Source organism: Thermus sp. KWY1, assembly GCF_057547025.1.
Genome location: NZ_BAAJPG010000040.1, coordinates 17,886 through 30,736, shown reverse-complemented (window position 1 = coordinate 30,736; position 12,851 = coordinate 17,886). Strand labels below are relative to the sequence as shown.

General features: G+C 61.4%; 14 protein-coding genes and 1 pseudogene. 7 read left to right on the top strand and 8 right to left on the bottom strand.

Annotated features, from left to right (window positions below; all coding sequences use genetic code 11):
• Positions 1-91 precede the first annotated feature (91 nt).
• From AC27GT_RS11260 to AC27GT_RS11230, 7 genes and pseudogenes are all read right to left on the bottom strand, one after another.
• Positions 92-391: an urease subunit gamma gene (locus tag AC27GT_RS11260; protein WP_124105562.1), complete on the bottom strand. Its 300-nt coding sequence runs from the start codon at positions 389-391 to the stop codon at positions 92-94.
• Positions 392-402: 11 nt separating this feature from the next.
• The gene (urtE, locus tag AC27GT_RS11255) at positions 403-1,110 is read right to left on the bottom strand and encodes an urea ABC transporter ATP-binding subunit UrtE (protein WP_124105561.1); all 708 of its coding nucleotides are present in this window, start codon (positions 1,108-1,110) and stop codon (positions 403-405) included.
• Complete coding sequence (locus tag AC27GT_RS11250) at positions 1,103-1,849, bottom strand: ABC transporter ATP-binding protein (protein WP_126200251.1); 747 nt, start codon at positions 1,847-1,849, stop codon at positions 1,103-1,105. Before AC27GT_RS11250 ends, urtE begins: the two co-directional genes overlap by 8 nt.
• Positions 1,818-2,861, bottom strand: a complete 1,044-nt coding sequence (gene urtC / locus AC27GT_RS11245; RefSeq protein ID WP_172596985.1) for an urea ABC transporter permease subunit UrtC — start codon at positions 2,859-2,861, stop codon at positions 1,818-1,820. Before urtC ends, AC27GT_RS11250 begins: the two co-directional genes overlap by 32 nt.
• A 1-nt stretch (position 2,862) precedes the next feature.
• On the bottom strand, positions 2,863-3,771 hold the full coding sequence (gene urtB, locus AC27GT_RS11240; protein WP_216640914.1) for an urea ABC transporter permease subunit UrtB: 909 nt from the start codon (positions 3,769-3,771) through the stop codon (positions 2,863-2,865).
• Between the two features lie 3 nt (positions 3,772-3,774).
• Positions 3,775-4,971, bottom strand: a pseudogene (gene urtA / locus AC27GT_RS11235) (urea ABC transporter substrate-binding protein).
• 489 nt (positions 4,972-5,460) lie between these two features.
• Positions 5,461-5,847, bottom strand: coding sequence for a YkvA family protein (locus tag AC27GT_RS11230; RefSeq protein WP_124105788.1), 387 nt, complete (start codon positions 5,845-5,847; stop codon positions 5,461-5,463).
• Between the two features lie 209 nt (positions 5,848-6,056).
• Here AC27GT_RS11230 and AC27GT_RS11225 point away from each other — a divergent pair, with 209 nt between their 5' ends.
• The 7 genes from AC27GT_RS11225 to AC27GT_RS11195 all read left to right on the top strand — a co-directional run bounded on the left by AC27GT_RS11225 (position 6,057) and on the right by AC27GT_RS11195 (position 11,890).
• A complete protein-coding gene (locus AC27GT_RS11225; RefSeq protein ID WP_252973388.1) occupies positions 6,057-6,575 on the top strand; it encodes a sigma-70 family RNA polymerase sigma factor in 519 nt (172 codons plus the stop codon).
• Positions 6,572-7,237 carry an anti-sigma factor gene (locus AC27GT_RS11220; RefSeq protein ID WP_124105558.1) on the top strand — a complete coding sequence of 222 codons (666 nt, stop codon included), beginning with the start codon at positions 6,572-6,574 and terminating at the stop codon, positions 7,235-7,237. Before AC27GT_RS11225 ends, AC27GT_RS11220 begins: the two co-directional genes overlap by 4 nt.
• Positions 7,238-7,265: 28 nt before the next feature.
• Positions 7,266-8,675 carry a molybdopterin-dependent oxidoreductase gene (locus AC27GT_RS11215; RefSeq protein WP_124105557.1) on the top strand — a complete coding sequence of 470 codons (1,410 nt, stop codon included), beginning with the start codon at positions 7,266-7,268 and terminating at the stop codon, positions 8,673-8,675.
• Positions 8,676-8,732: 57 nt separating this feature from the next.
• Positions 8,733-9,503: a cupin domain-containing protein gene (locus tag AC27GT_RS11210; protein WP_126218401.1), complete on the top strand. Its 771-nt coding sequence runs from the start codon at positions 8,733-8,735 to the stop codon at positions 9,501-9,503.
• Positions 9,504-10,080: 577 nt separating this feature from the next.
• Positions 10,081-10,530, top strand: a complete 450-nt coding sequence (locus AC27GT_RS11205; RefSeq protein WP_124105555.1) for an NUDIX domain-containing protein — start codon at positions 10,081-10,083, stop codon at positions 10,528-10,530.
• 617 nt (positions 10,531-11,147) lie between these two features.
• Positions 11,148-11,333: a hypothetical protein gene (locus AC27GT_RS11200; RefSeq protein ID WP_124105554.1), complete on the top strand. Its 186-nt coding sequence runs from the start codon at positions 11,148-11,150 to the stop codon at positions 11,331-11,333.
• 107 nt (positions 11,334-11,440) lie between these two features.
• Complete coding sequence (locus tag AC27GT_RS11195; RefSeq protein ID WP_487224166.1) at positions 11,441-11,890, top strand: hypothetical protein; 450 nt, start codon at positions 11,441-11,443, stop codon at positions 11,888-11,890.
• Positions 11,891-12,331: 441 nt separating this feature from the next.
• Here AC27GT_RS11195 and AC27GT_RS11190 read toward each other — a convergent pair whose 3' ends face one another.
• On the bottom strand, positions 12,332-12,814 hold the full coding sequence (locus AC27GT_RS11190) for a hypothetical protein (RefSeq protein ID WP_487224165.1): 483 nt from the start codon (positions 12,812-12,814) through the stop codon (positions 12,332-12,334).
• Positions 12,815-12,851: the final 37 nt, after the last annotated feature.

Genomic DNA, 12,851 nt, shown 5'->3' with positions numbered 1-12,851 from the left:
GCGTGGGCTAGCGGGTCTGGCCTGCTAGAGGCTACGAAAATCAGAAGCCGTCTTTTCACTTGCATCCTGGGCCTCCTTGCTCTGCCTCCTATCAGATGGGGTTGTGGATAGTGACCAGCTTGGTGCCATCCGGAAAAGTGCCCTCCACCTGGATCTCCTGGATCATCTCCGCAACCCCCTCCATCACCTCGTCGCGCGTGAGGACCTGTGTCCCAAGCTCCATTAGCTCGGCAACGCTCTTTCCATCCCTTATCCCCTCCAGGATCTCGGCCGTGATCAAGGCCACCGCCTCGGGGTAGTTAAGCTTTAAGCCGCGGGCTCGGCGCCGGCGGGCCACTTCTCCCGCCAGGAAAATCAGGAGCTTATCTATCTCCCGTGGGGTAAGGCGCATCTTCCCACCTCCTAGAGGCTCACCATCTGGGCCACGGTTTCCGGATTGGCCTCCCGGACCTTGCCACCCATGACCACTTGGCCCCGATCCATGACGTAGAAGCGTTGGGCAAAGCCCCAAACGAAGTCCAGGTTTTGCTCCACAACCAGGAGGGCGATGCGCAGCTCGCTACGGATCCAGAGCAAAGCCTCCTGGATCTTCTCCACCACAGTGGGCTGGATGCCCTCCGTGGGTTCGTCGAGCAGAAGCAGATCGGGAAGGCCCACGAGGGCCCGGGCGATGGCCAGCTGCTGCTGCTGCCCTCCGGAGAGGGCACCCGCCCTCTTAGCCCGCAGCACCCAGAGGATGGGGAACAGTTCGAATACCGCCTCGGGTATCCGCTGGGCCCGCGGATGAAGGCGGCCCGCTAGGGCTGCCAAACCCGTCTTAAGGTTCTCCTCCACCGTGAGGAAGGGGAAGATACCCCGTCCTTGGGGCACGTACCCTATACCCAGCCGTGCGCGGTGGTGGGGGGCTAAGCGGGTGATGTCCCGACCCCTGTACACCACGCGGCCCGATTTCAGGGAAAGATGGCCGAGAACGGTTTTCAGAAGCGTGGTTTTCCCCACCCCATTGCGCCCCAGGAGGGCTACCGCCTCTGCCCGGTCCACAGCTAGGCTCACGCCCCAGAGGACCTGGCCATCGCCGTAGCCTGTCTCCACGTCCAGGACTTCAAGCATAGGCCCTCCCCAGGTAAACCGCCCGTACTTTGGGATCCTGGCGCACTTCCTCAAAGGTTCCTTCCCGAAGCACCTTGCCCAAATGCAGGACCGTAACGCTTGCTGCGAGTTTCCCCACGAAGTTCATGTCGTGCTCCACCACTACCACGGTTTTTGCACCCCTTAAACGGTTCAAAAGGTCGGCGACGGCCTCCGTTTCGCTCCGGGTCAGGCCAGCGGTGGGCTCGTCCAGAAGTACGAGCTCCGCTCCGGTGGAGAGCACCATGGCCAGCTCGAGCCGCTGGCGTTCCCCGTGGCTGAGGGCGGCAGCCTTCACGTACCGCTTATCCTGTAGCCCCACGAGCCCTAGGGTGCTCTCCAATACCTCCCATTCCTCGGCGCTAAGGCCTGGTCCTAGGGATGTGAGGAGCCCTTTTCGCCTGCGGGTGGCCACCACGAGGTTTTCCAACACCGTAAGCCCGTTGAGGACTCCTGGGTTCTGGAACTTGCGTCCCACTCCCTTCCAGGCCAGGACGTGTTCGGGGGTTCCCCCGATTTCCTTTGCCCTGAACAGGATGCGTCCGCGGGATGGGCGCACCCTTCCACTTATGGCGTCCAAAAGGGTGGTCTTTCCTGCACCGTTGGGACCAAGGAGGACCCTAAGCTCTCCCTTCGTAACCTTCAGGTCCACCCCGTCCAGGGCTTTAAAACCGCCTTCGTAGGTTACCTCAAGCCCTTCTACCCTGAGCAAGTCTTCCATGGCCTTCCACCCCTTCTGCCCCTTTCCTGTAGGTGGACCGGAGAGCCGGAAGTAAGACCACCAACACGAACAGCCCTCCCACCAGGTAGAGCCAAAGATCGGGGAAGAGGCTGCTTACCCGATCCCGTACAAATCCTCCTAGCAAGGAGGCCAACACCGCTCCGAAGAAGCTCTCTTTACCCCCCAAGACCGTCCAGATGACAAATTCGATGGAGGGCTGGACCCCCACGAAGGCCGGAGAGACCACACCCGCATGCAGGGTGAAGAGGGCTCCCCCAAGACCCGCTAGAAAGCCTGCCAGGGAAAAGGCCGCTGCCTTGTAGAGGGCCACGTCGTAACCCAGGAAGCGGGTGCGGTTTTCTCCTTCCCGAAGGGCACGAAGTACCAGGCCAAAGTGGGTGGACCGGAGGGCTAGGGAGCCCCCTATAACCAGCAGGACCAGGAGGGCCGTGGCCCAGTAGAGGCCCCGCTGGAAAATGGGGTCGGCGAAGGACTGCCCGAGAAAGGAGGCGAAATTGGTTAAACCGTTGAATCCTCCTGTCAGACCCTGCTGGCTTATCAGCAGCGTGGAAAAGGCCAGGGCTAGGGCCTGGGTGATCAGGGAGAAGTACACCCAGGTTACCCGCCGGCGGAAGAGGAGAATACCCAGGGTAAAGGCTAGGGCGGCAGGCAGGAGGACAGCCATCAAGATGGCGAAGACCGGGTTCCTGAAGGGAGCCCACCACCAGGGTAGGGCCTCGATGCCGTTCCAGACCATAAAGTCAGGGAGCTCCCCAGGGGAGAGGGCACTCAGTTTCAGGTGCATGGCGATGGCGTACCCTCCGAGTCCGAAGAAAATGCCCTGGCCCAGGCTTAGGATCCCTGCGTAGCCCCAGGCCCAAACCAGGCCGAGAGCAACCAAACCCACCGCCAAAAATCTGCCCATGAGGGAGAGGTCGTAAGGGGACACCAGGAAGGGCAAAACGGTAAGTATCACCGCCATGAGCAGGAGGGCCACAAGGCTTCTCTGCATGTCACACCTCCTCGAGGGCCCGCGTGCGCGAGGGTAGGAGCCCCCGGGGCCTGAGCTGTAGGAAGAGGACCACGAGGAAAAGAAGGATAACCTTGGCCAAGCTCACGCTGGTCAGCCCTTGCAAGGTGGCCGAGGTTAACCCCAGGAGGAGGGCAGCCAAGGCGGCGCCGCCCAGACTGCCCACACCCCCGAGGATGACCACCAGGAAGGCATCCACAATGTAGCTTTGCCCCACGGTGGGGGTCACCGGGGCGATCAAGGCCAGCGCCGCCCCGGCCAGTCCTGCCAGTCCTCCTCCCAGGGCAAAGGCCACGGCGTCCACCCCCCGGGTGTAGATGCCCAACGAAGCAGCCATTTCCCGGTTCTGGCTCACGGCCCTTAGCTGTAGGCCTAGGGTGGTGTGGCGCAGGAAAGCAGCGAGGCCCAGGAGGGCAGCCGCGGCCAGAGCGATGACAAAGAGCCGCACCCAGGGGAGGCTTATCTCGGCCAGGTGGATCGTTCCAGCCAGCCAAGGGGGTGCTGCCACCTCCACCCCCACGGGGCCGAAGGCGTTCCGTGCGGCTTGTTGAAGGATGAGGGATACACCCCAGGTGGCCAGGAGGGTCTCCAGGGGCCGCCCATACAGGTGGCGTATCACGGCAACCTCCAGTAGGAGGGCGGCAAGGGCTCCTACAACGAAGCCAAGGGGTAACGCTGCCAGGAGGCAAAGGGGGAGGGGCAGGGCCTGGTACGCCAGGTAGGCCATATAACCTCCCAGCATCAGCCATTCCCCATGGGCCATATTGATGACCCGTTGGAGCCCAAAGCTCATGGCCAGACCCACCGCCACCAGGGCTAGAATGGAGGCGACGCTAAGCCCGTTAAAGGTTTGGTTTGCAAAAAACGCCCACTCCCCCATGATGTTCTTCACCTCCTAATGAAGCTTGCAGGTCTTGCCTGGGAAGGCTAGCGGGTCGTAGGGTTCCGGCTTAATGGGTTCCTTGGAGGCCCAGAGAATCTTGAACTGGCCGTTGTCCTGTAGCTCTCCCACGTAGGCGGTTTGGTAGAGGCTCTGGTTGACATCCAGACGCACACTCCCCAGTGGGGTTTCCACCCAACCCATGGAAACTGCCGCCTTGCGGACCTTGTCCACGTCAAAGGACCCGGCTTTTTCCACCGCCGCCTTCCACAGGTAGACCCCCACGTACCCGTGGACCATGGGATCCGTGACCACCGCCTCCTTGCCATACCGGGCCTGGTAGGCCTGTAGAAACCGCTTGTTCGCCGGTGAATCCAAGGTCATGAAGTAGTTCCACGTGGCCAGGCTTCCCTTAAGAAGAGAGGGGCCTATGGCTTTGGCCTCCTGCTCTGCGATGCTGAAGGACATGACCGGAAGCTTCGCTGGCGAAAGGCCGGAGGCAGCCATCTGCTTGAAGAAAGCCACATTGGAATCCCCGTTAATGGTGTTCAGAACGATGTCCGCACCCGAAGCCTTGATTTTGGTTACCACGCTACTGAAGTCTGTGCCGCCGAGGGGAACGTACTCTTCCCCCACGACCACGCCCTTCCGGCTTTCGATGTGCTTTTTCAGGATTAGGTTGGCGGTGCGCGGAAAGACATAGTCCGACCCTACTAGGAAGTAGCGCCGGTATCCCTTGCTCCAGGCCCACTCCAAAGCGGGGAGGATCTGCTGGTTGGCCTGGGCCCCCGTGTACATGATGTTCGGGGAACATTCGTTGCCCTCGAACTGACCGGGATACCAGAGGAGGCCTCCCAGCCGCTCAAAGACCGGAAGCATGGCCTTTCGGCTTGCCGAAGTCCAGCCTCCGAAAACAGTAGCCACCTTGTCCTGTTGCAGGAGCTTCTGGGCCTTCTGGGCGAAAACGGCAGGATCCGAGGCGCCGTCCTCCACGATCGGCGCGACCTTGCGTCCCTAAACACCACCTTTGGCGTTGATCTCCTCAATGGCCAGGAGCGTGGCGTTCTTTACGGTTACCTCACTGATGGCCATAGTACCGGAAAGGGAGTGAAGAACGCCCACTCTAACCGTTTCCTGTGCATAAGCATGCAGAAAGGTCGCAAGTCCTGCGAGGGCAAGCCATAATCGTGACCTCCTGAGGCTGCTCAACATGGTTCACCTCCTCTGGCGGTCGGGTGGGCCCACCCTTGGCTAGGCAGTATAAATGTGCAGACATAGAATGTCAAGTAAGGAATGGACGATTGAACTGAGTGGCGTTAACGATAGGTATGAACTCTTCGAAGTAAGGGACTTTATGTAATGGTAGGAGTGGACCAGTGTTTGTCTTTAGGTTAACGATATGCACACCTGGGTCTTCCTACAGCCCTTTAGATGAGTGGTGGGAAAGTAACCAAGGCATCAATCGAGGAGCCGGGGTTCCAGGGAGGAAATCCAGGCTAGATTACTCATGGGGAGCGGGATCGCCCCCACGTACCGGCCACGCGGCCCCCCGAGGGTAGGAAGGGTGTACCGCAATGAGGCACCAGGGGAACACCGGCTGGGTCCTTGCGGTCAAGCGAAAACCTTAATCTACCCGGTAAGGTCACCGGGCCCCGTAGATCCCTGCCCGTCTGGAGATGGTAGGCCTATGCCGATAGGGATTCACAGAAGGTAACGGATCCCCACCCAGGCGAAATAGCCTGTTAGGACAAGCCAAAGGGCTAGGATGACGGCGGCCGCTAGCCAGCTTCGTGGAAGGGAATCTAACTTTTCGGCCTTCTCCCTGGCCTCTCGCAGAATTTCCTCGGGAATAAGGTGGAGTACCAGGGCGACTCCAAGAGGGATCAGCACAAGGTCATCGAGGTGGCCTAGGATGGGCACAAAGTCAGGGATCAAGTCAACGGGGCTCAGGGCGTAAGCCACCACCAAAGAGGCCAGGAGGCGAGCATGCCAGGGTAGCCGGGGATGGTGAAGGGCCAAGTAGAGAGCGCTGACTTCCCGTTTAAATGCCCTGGCCCTGGTCTTCCAGCCACTGATGAGGCGGTGCATCACCCACGGGTCTTCTCCGAGGAACCTGGGCACGAGGTGAAGTATAAGGCAACGCCTGCCAGCCGTGAGGCTGGGGTCCTGAAGGGGGCAACCCTAGCGGCACCTAAACCCCTGGCGGCTGAAAGGGGCGTGGCATTCAGCGGAAGGCGCTGTCCGGAAAAGGGTGGGAACGACATCCAAGGTACTGAAAGAAGGGGTATACCTAGATGATGGGGGATACCGAGGACGCGGAGCTCCTCCGGCAGGTGACCCTGGGGAACGAGGAGGCCCTGCTGGCCCTGTACCGCCGCCATGCCTCCTACGTCCATGCTTTGGCCAGGCGGATCCTTAGGGATAAAGACGAGGCTAAAAACGTCGTCCAGGAAACGTTCTTGCGCATCTGGAACAAGGCCGAGTACTTTGACCCCGAGCTGGGAACGCCCCGTACCTGGATCCTCACCATCGCTCACCGCTTGGCCCTAAAGGCCCTGAAGCGGCGCCCGGATACCCTTCCCCTCGAGGACTGGGATGCTCCTGTGGAGAGCGTGGGCACGGAGGAACACCTTGACCGAATCCGGGTGGCTAGGGCCCTGGAGGCTCTGGATGGCGAGGAGCGGAGGCTCTTGGAGCTGGCCTACTTCTACGGCTACAGCCACAGCGATCTGGCCCTGATCCTGGGCTGGCCCCTGGGCACGGTGAAAAGCCGCCTGCGGCGGGCCTTGAAAAAGCTGGAGGTGGAGTTGAGATGATCCATCCGGACCCGGATAGCTTGATTGCCCTGGCCCTGGATACCCTTCCCGAAGCTCAGCGGAAGAACCTTATGGCCCATATCCGGCGGTGCTCTTCTTGCCGCGAGACCTACCGGCGCCACCTCGAGGCCCTCGCCCACCTGGCCCAGTCCCAGGAACCCTTGCCTGTACCGGTGGAATGGGAGCAGGAGCTCAAGGAACGCCTCAGGACATCCGCTCCAGCATCGCTGCCTTCCCGTTTCCGCGCGCAACGCCGCGCCTTCCTGTTGGTTTTAGGAGGAGCCCTTCTGGGTCTGGTAGCCCTTTGGGCGTATCCCAAGTACCAAGACATCCTGGCCTGGAGGCGTTTCATGGCCCTTTCTTCCCAACCCGGGGCAAGGCTTATGCCCCTGGTGGATCCCGCAGGGTACCAGACGGGATGGGCCTTGCGCACTGCGGACGGGGGAGTGGTGCTCTACCTTAAGAAGCCGCCTCCTCCGGGCCGGGTGTATCAGGCGTGGTGGATCCAGGGGGAGGGACGCAAGAGCCTGGGAACCACGCCGGGCCGGATGCTGGAGGTTGGGGTTCCCCTGCCGGAAGGCAGCTGGCTGGGCGTTTCCGTGGAACCCCCTGGTGGAAGTCCATCACCCACCACCCCATCGGTGGGGAGGGCTCAACTTTAACTTTTTGGGGGAGGGAGGAGGGGGGAACATGGTTGGGAAGGACGTGGTCCGGGGTGCCTTGACGGGAGCAGGACTGGCGGCCATCGGCTGGGGTTTGTACCAGGGGTGGGGTCTAAGCCATCCCTTGCTCAACCTGTACGGCTGGATCACCTTCTGGCTTGGGGTCCCGAGCGTGTTCCAGTTCGCTCACAGGGTCTTCGGCTACGGGGAGTTGGGCAAGAACCTGGCCTTTTTCGGCACGGTGGGGCTCTGGCTTTTCCTGCACATGGCATTGACCTGGCTTTGGCGGACTCGGGGCCGTGTGGCCCTCCCGACCGCCCTGGTGCTCTATCTCCTGCTGAGCGGATGGCTTGCCGGACTGATCTACACGGGTCTGCTGGCGCTCTTTTGGTGGAGGAAGCGAGGCCGAACCCACTTTAGAGCCGCAGGGGGCAGGGGAGGGGTTAGCCGCCGAAAGCTCTTGGCGGTACTGGGCGTGCTGGCTACCAGGAACGGGAGACAAGGGGCCAAGGCCCGGTCTGCTACACCCTCTAGGATCGCGTGGGACAGGGTTCCCGGCCTCTCCCTGGAGGTTACGCCCCAGGGAAAACTCTACATCGTGTCCAAAAATCCCGCCATCTTCAACCCCAACCTTAAGGGGAGGCCCTACAGCCTAGAGGTGGGCGGACTTGTGGAAAAGCCCCTTAAGCTCGGCCTGGAGGAGCTAAAGTCCCTGCCTGCCAGCCACCTTTGGAACACCCTGGTCTGCATCTCCAACCCGGTTGGGGGTGATCTCATCGGTTGCGCCCGGTGGACGGGGGTGCCCCTAAAGTTCCTGCTGGACAGGGCTGGTATGAAGCCTCAGGCCAGATGGCTGGTCTTTGAGGCTGCGGATGGGTACCGGGAATCCCTGCCCCTAGTGGAGCTTCCCGCTCAGGCCCTGATCGCCTACGCCATCAACGATGAGGAGCTTGAGCCCCGCCATGGCTACCCGACGCGCCTGATCCTGCCTGGCCGGTATGGGATGAAACAACCCAAGTGGCTTACGCGTATCCTGGTGCTGGAGAGGGAAGAGGTGGGCTACTGGGCCCAGCGGGGTTGGAGCCGGCAAGCAGTGATCCGCACCCTAAGCCGGATCGACGTCCCCAGACCTGGCGCGCAACTGAAGGAGGGGGAAGAGGTGCTTGTCGCCGGGGTGGCCTATGCGGGCGGGCGTCCGCTGGAACGGGTAGAGATCTCCACGGATGGGGGCCTTACGTGGCAAAGGGCCGAGCTCAAGCCACCCCACGGCCAGTTTGCCTGGCAGCTATGGGCTTTGCCCTGGAGGCCCCTCCAGGGCAACTACACCCTAAAGGTGCGGGCCGTGGAGGTGGGTGGACGGGTCCAGGATCCCGTGGACCGGGAACCCTTGCCTGAGGGGGCGAGCGGCTACCACACGGTTCGGGTGAGGGTCAGGTAGGGGGCCAGGAATCCAAACGACCCCAATAGGGGATATACCCAGGTGGGAGGTTACGATATGAGGCGAAGGGAAGCGTTAAGGGTGGTGGGCAGCACGGCGCTTTGGATCCTGGGCCGCGGCCTGGCCCTGGGCCGGGCTACTGGGGAGCCCATCTTCCGGCGTTATCCGGAACTTGCAGCGGACGTAGCGGTTGCCCCGGATCGCCCTTTTGGGGTCAAGGGTTTGGGGGAAACCCCCTTGGGCACTTCGGTTCTAATCCGCACCCGCACGGAACAACCCCTCCATTACCACCGGGAGAGGCTGGAGGTGGCCCTGGTGCTCCAGGGGGAGGGACGTCTCGTGGTGGGAGGCAGGGAGGCCACCCTTCGTCCCGGCCAACTGGTGGTGATACCCCCTATGACCGCCCACGCCTTCGTGGGGCAGATGGACATCCTCTCCCGTTTCAGCCCAAAGCTCATGGGGGATGTGGTCTTTGTTCAGGCAGGCTCCGGCCCCAACGAGGGCACGCCTCTGATTCTGGACTATCGACCCCCCGAGATCCCGCAGGACCGCCCTTTTGCTGCCACTCCCTTGGCCAATGCTCCCCTGGGAACCGTGGTGGCGGTGGCCACGCGCCTGGGCCAGCCCTGGCACTACCACCGGTCCAAGGACGAGCAGATTTACGTGGTCGCTGGGGAGGGAGTGGCCCAGGTGGAGTTAACCCGTAAGAGGGTGGGACCGGGGAGCCTGGTCCTGGTACCCGCCGGGGCCATCCACCAGTTCCAGGGAAGCCTCCAGTTTGTCTCCGTGTTCGGACCTGCCCTCATGGGGGATGTGGTCTTTTTGTGAGGTTGGCGGTCCTAAGCCTCGCCCTTGTTGTGGCAGGCTGCTTTCCCCGGGAAGGAGTGCCCTCAGCGGACTTGGAGCCTCATGCCCCTCCCTCTCGGGAGGTGGTGGTATTGATAGAGGATCTTGCCTTTCGGCCGGACACGCTGCGGATTCCTCCGGGAACCACCGTGGTCTTTGCCAATCAGGGTCGGTATCCCCATACCGCCACGGAAAGTGGGGGCCTCTTCGATAGTGGGGTCTTAGCCCCGGGTGAGCGTTTCCGTTACACCTTTGCCCTCCCTCGGGAATATTCGGTTTACTGCAAGCGCTCCATCCCTACATGGCGTTCCAGATTGTTGTCGGTCCTTGAAAAAAGGAAGGGATCGCAAAGGAAGAGCTAGAAGGACATAAGGCTTGGGGCGGAAATTACGAAGCGTGCCGCGGAGTTGTCGGTGCCCGCGGTTGCACGCTTGCACAAGGGAGCTAGTTTAGTACAGCGGTTACCGGGGGACTCGGGCAAAGCCCTGTTCCAGCGTCCTGGGTTCTGGCGGAAATGGGTAGGGGTTTGGGCTAGAATACTATCGAAGGACCAAGTCACATGGCGAGCAAACCCATCCGGCATAGCATAGAGTGCTGGATCATTTGTGGCAGGGTGGGAGCAGAGGGTGCCATTCTTCTCTTACACGTGGTGGGGGAGCCTGATATCCCGGGCGGCTTCTGGCAACCTGTTACGGGAGGAATCAAGGAGGGTGAAACCTCGCACGTAGCTTGTGTTCGGGAGGTCTATCAGGAAACATCCCTGAGGGTACGGGCCGAGGATCTCCACCAGGTTCCCGGGCACTGGGAGGTTCAGCTACCCCATCAGGTCATCCGGAAAGATCTGTATTGGGTGGAGGTTTCTGAAACCGCCATTCGTATTGCCCCTGAGGAGCATGACGACTGGAAGTGGGTGCCCATCTCCGCCGTGGAGTCGGAGCTCCACTGGGAATCCAATCGACGCACGTGGAAGGCTGTGCTCAGCTGCCTCCGATCACAAGTTAGAAAGTAGGGCCACCGGGCTTACGCCCCGATTTTGTACTCTACCCTTCTCCTCCATGTGAGGCTTTTCCAGCCTCCGCTAAGGCTTCCTTTCTCCTCCCTGGTGACGGGCGTAGCCGGTACCTTGCCTCGGGGCAAAGAACGGCCCCATCACCGAGTTCCCCCGAGGACCTGTCAGGCTATCCGCTTCCTCGAGGGGGCGTGTTCTGGAAACCCTCTGGCGATCCAGAAGAAGCCACTCTCGTTCCCCGACGGTAGTCCCGCGGCATTGCTCATCTCACATCAGCCTATAGGAGTCTCACGGCCCTCGGGTTGCCTCGGGTAGGACGCAACCAGAAGAGAAAGGGCAAGGGACCTCGAGGACCCCAGGTGCAACCCTGGCCGCCCGGAGGCCGTGCCACCTCGACCGGAAGGCTGTCAGGCCTTCCACCCGGTGTTGACGGACCTTTGACGGATCATGAGGCACGCTGGTTCTGGAGGTGAGGAAGCTGCATAGGAAAGACCATTTGACGCAGGTTGGGTCGTTTTTTCGGCGCGCTGCGGGTGCTTCCAAGTGGGTGCGCCGTTTCCGTCTCCTACCGGCGGGACCCGGGAGCCCTGCAACCACTCCGGGGAGTTAAAAGCAACGTGCGCACGACCTTTTATTCCGGGGAGGCCCTCCGTGGCCTGGGCGAGGAGGCCTATTGGATAGACAACGCACTCCTGTACGTCTGGGTCAAGGGCGGGCTCCTCGTCATCGACCATGGGTTCAGGGCTAACCAGAAGGAGCTGTCCATCCATCTGGCGAAGCTGGCAACGGGGCGGATCCGCTAAGGGGGTGGTGGATGGGAAGGTTTAAGGCATTGGCTTTCAGGCTTAGGGTCGCCGCTTTGGAGATTTTCGGAGCGCGCTCCGGTCTGGGATAACGGGAGGTGCGAAGCATGAAAGGAAAGCTCGTGGTCGCTTTGGCGTTAGGCCTGTGCCCGGTGCTCTTGCCTTTCGGCAAAGCCGGTAGCGGGGGCAATGCCTGTGATCTTGTGACCAAGGAGGAGGTGGAGGAGGTTATCGGCCAAAAGATCGATATTGTGGAGGTCCAGCCAGGGTACGGGAATTGCATCTACTATACCAAGGAGAAACTCCTTGACGAGATTCTGAAGATTCCGGTCGTTACAGTTGGTTACACGCGGAGCGATGTTCAGGAACGGTGGAACTCCTGGTCCTCCATGCCGAAGAGCGAAACCATCAAGGGACTTGGCGATGGGGCCGTTTGGTCCCCCACCTACGGATTTTTCGTCTGCAAATTCAAGGGAGGGCTCCTGATGATCTCGGTACAAAACAAGGATATGGCCATTAAGCTTGCGAAGAAGGCTCTAGGACGCATAAAACCGTGACACGCGTGGATTCGGAAACGTACGCACTTGAGCTGTAGGCCAGCTCAGGCTTGTCGTCCTCACCTCTGGTACTGAACGGATTACCTCCAGGGTAATCCGTCCCTGGAGGGGCCTGCGCCACGATCATTCCTGGCGGAGCTTAACCGCAGGAGTGAGTCCCTTGTGCGACCACCCCACGGGGAGACTTCGGGGCTATTGCCGACCAGGAACACGCTCCTGGTGTGGGCAGGTCCCCTTGAGGCACAGGAAGGGCGATTGAAGTCCCAGGCGGTGGTCTGCACCGGGAGGAGGTCGGATCGGCAGGACCGCCCTGGCCCGCCACTTCCTGGAGGGTAAGCCCCACGCTCTCCTTGCGGCCCACCCGGAAGATGCCAGCTTCGCCTGCACCTCCGTGGTCTGCTGGCTGGGCTTTAACCCTGGGCGGCCTGAAGAGGATTGGGCTTAGACGCTGAGGCCGTGCTTCTGGAAGAGGGCTTCCATGAGGTCCATAAGCTCCTCCTCCCTTTCCTCCCGAAAGAGGCGGCGGATCCTTTCCACCTCTTCCTGGGGCAGCACCTCCATGAGGAGGTAGGAGCTGGCCTCGGCGGTGCGGGTCACCGCGTAGGCGAGGAGGGCCTCGAGGGCCTCGGCCCGTGCCCCTTCAAAGGAGTTTTCTGTGTAAACCAGCGCCTCCACGGTACGGCCCCCTTGGGGTCCCCGACCCAGATCCCTCAACACCACCCCGACCCCGGAAACGGGGCCGCCCAGAGGAATCTGCTCGATGAACTCGCCGAAGGCAGCGGGCTCCTGGGGGTTGTGCGCCCGGTAGTTCTTGGTGTACCGGTCCAGATTCTCCATGGGAAGCCGGAACCCGAGGCCCAGCACGGGGCCGGAGACCTCCAGCATCATCCTCTTGCCCACGGTTTGGTCTGGCAACTTGTACATTTCCTACCCCGGTATGCAGTTATCGTAGCACACACTC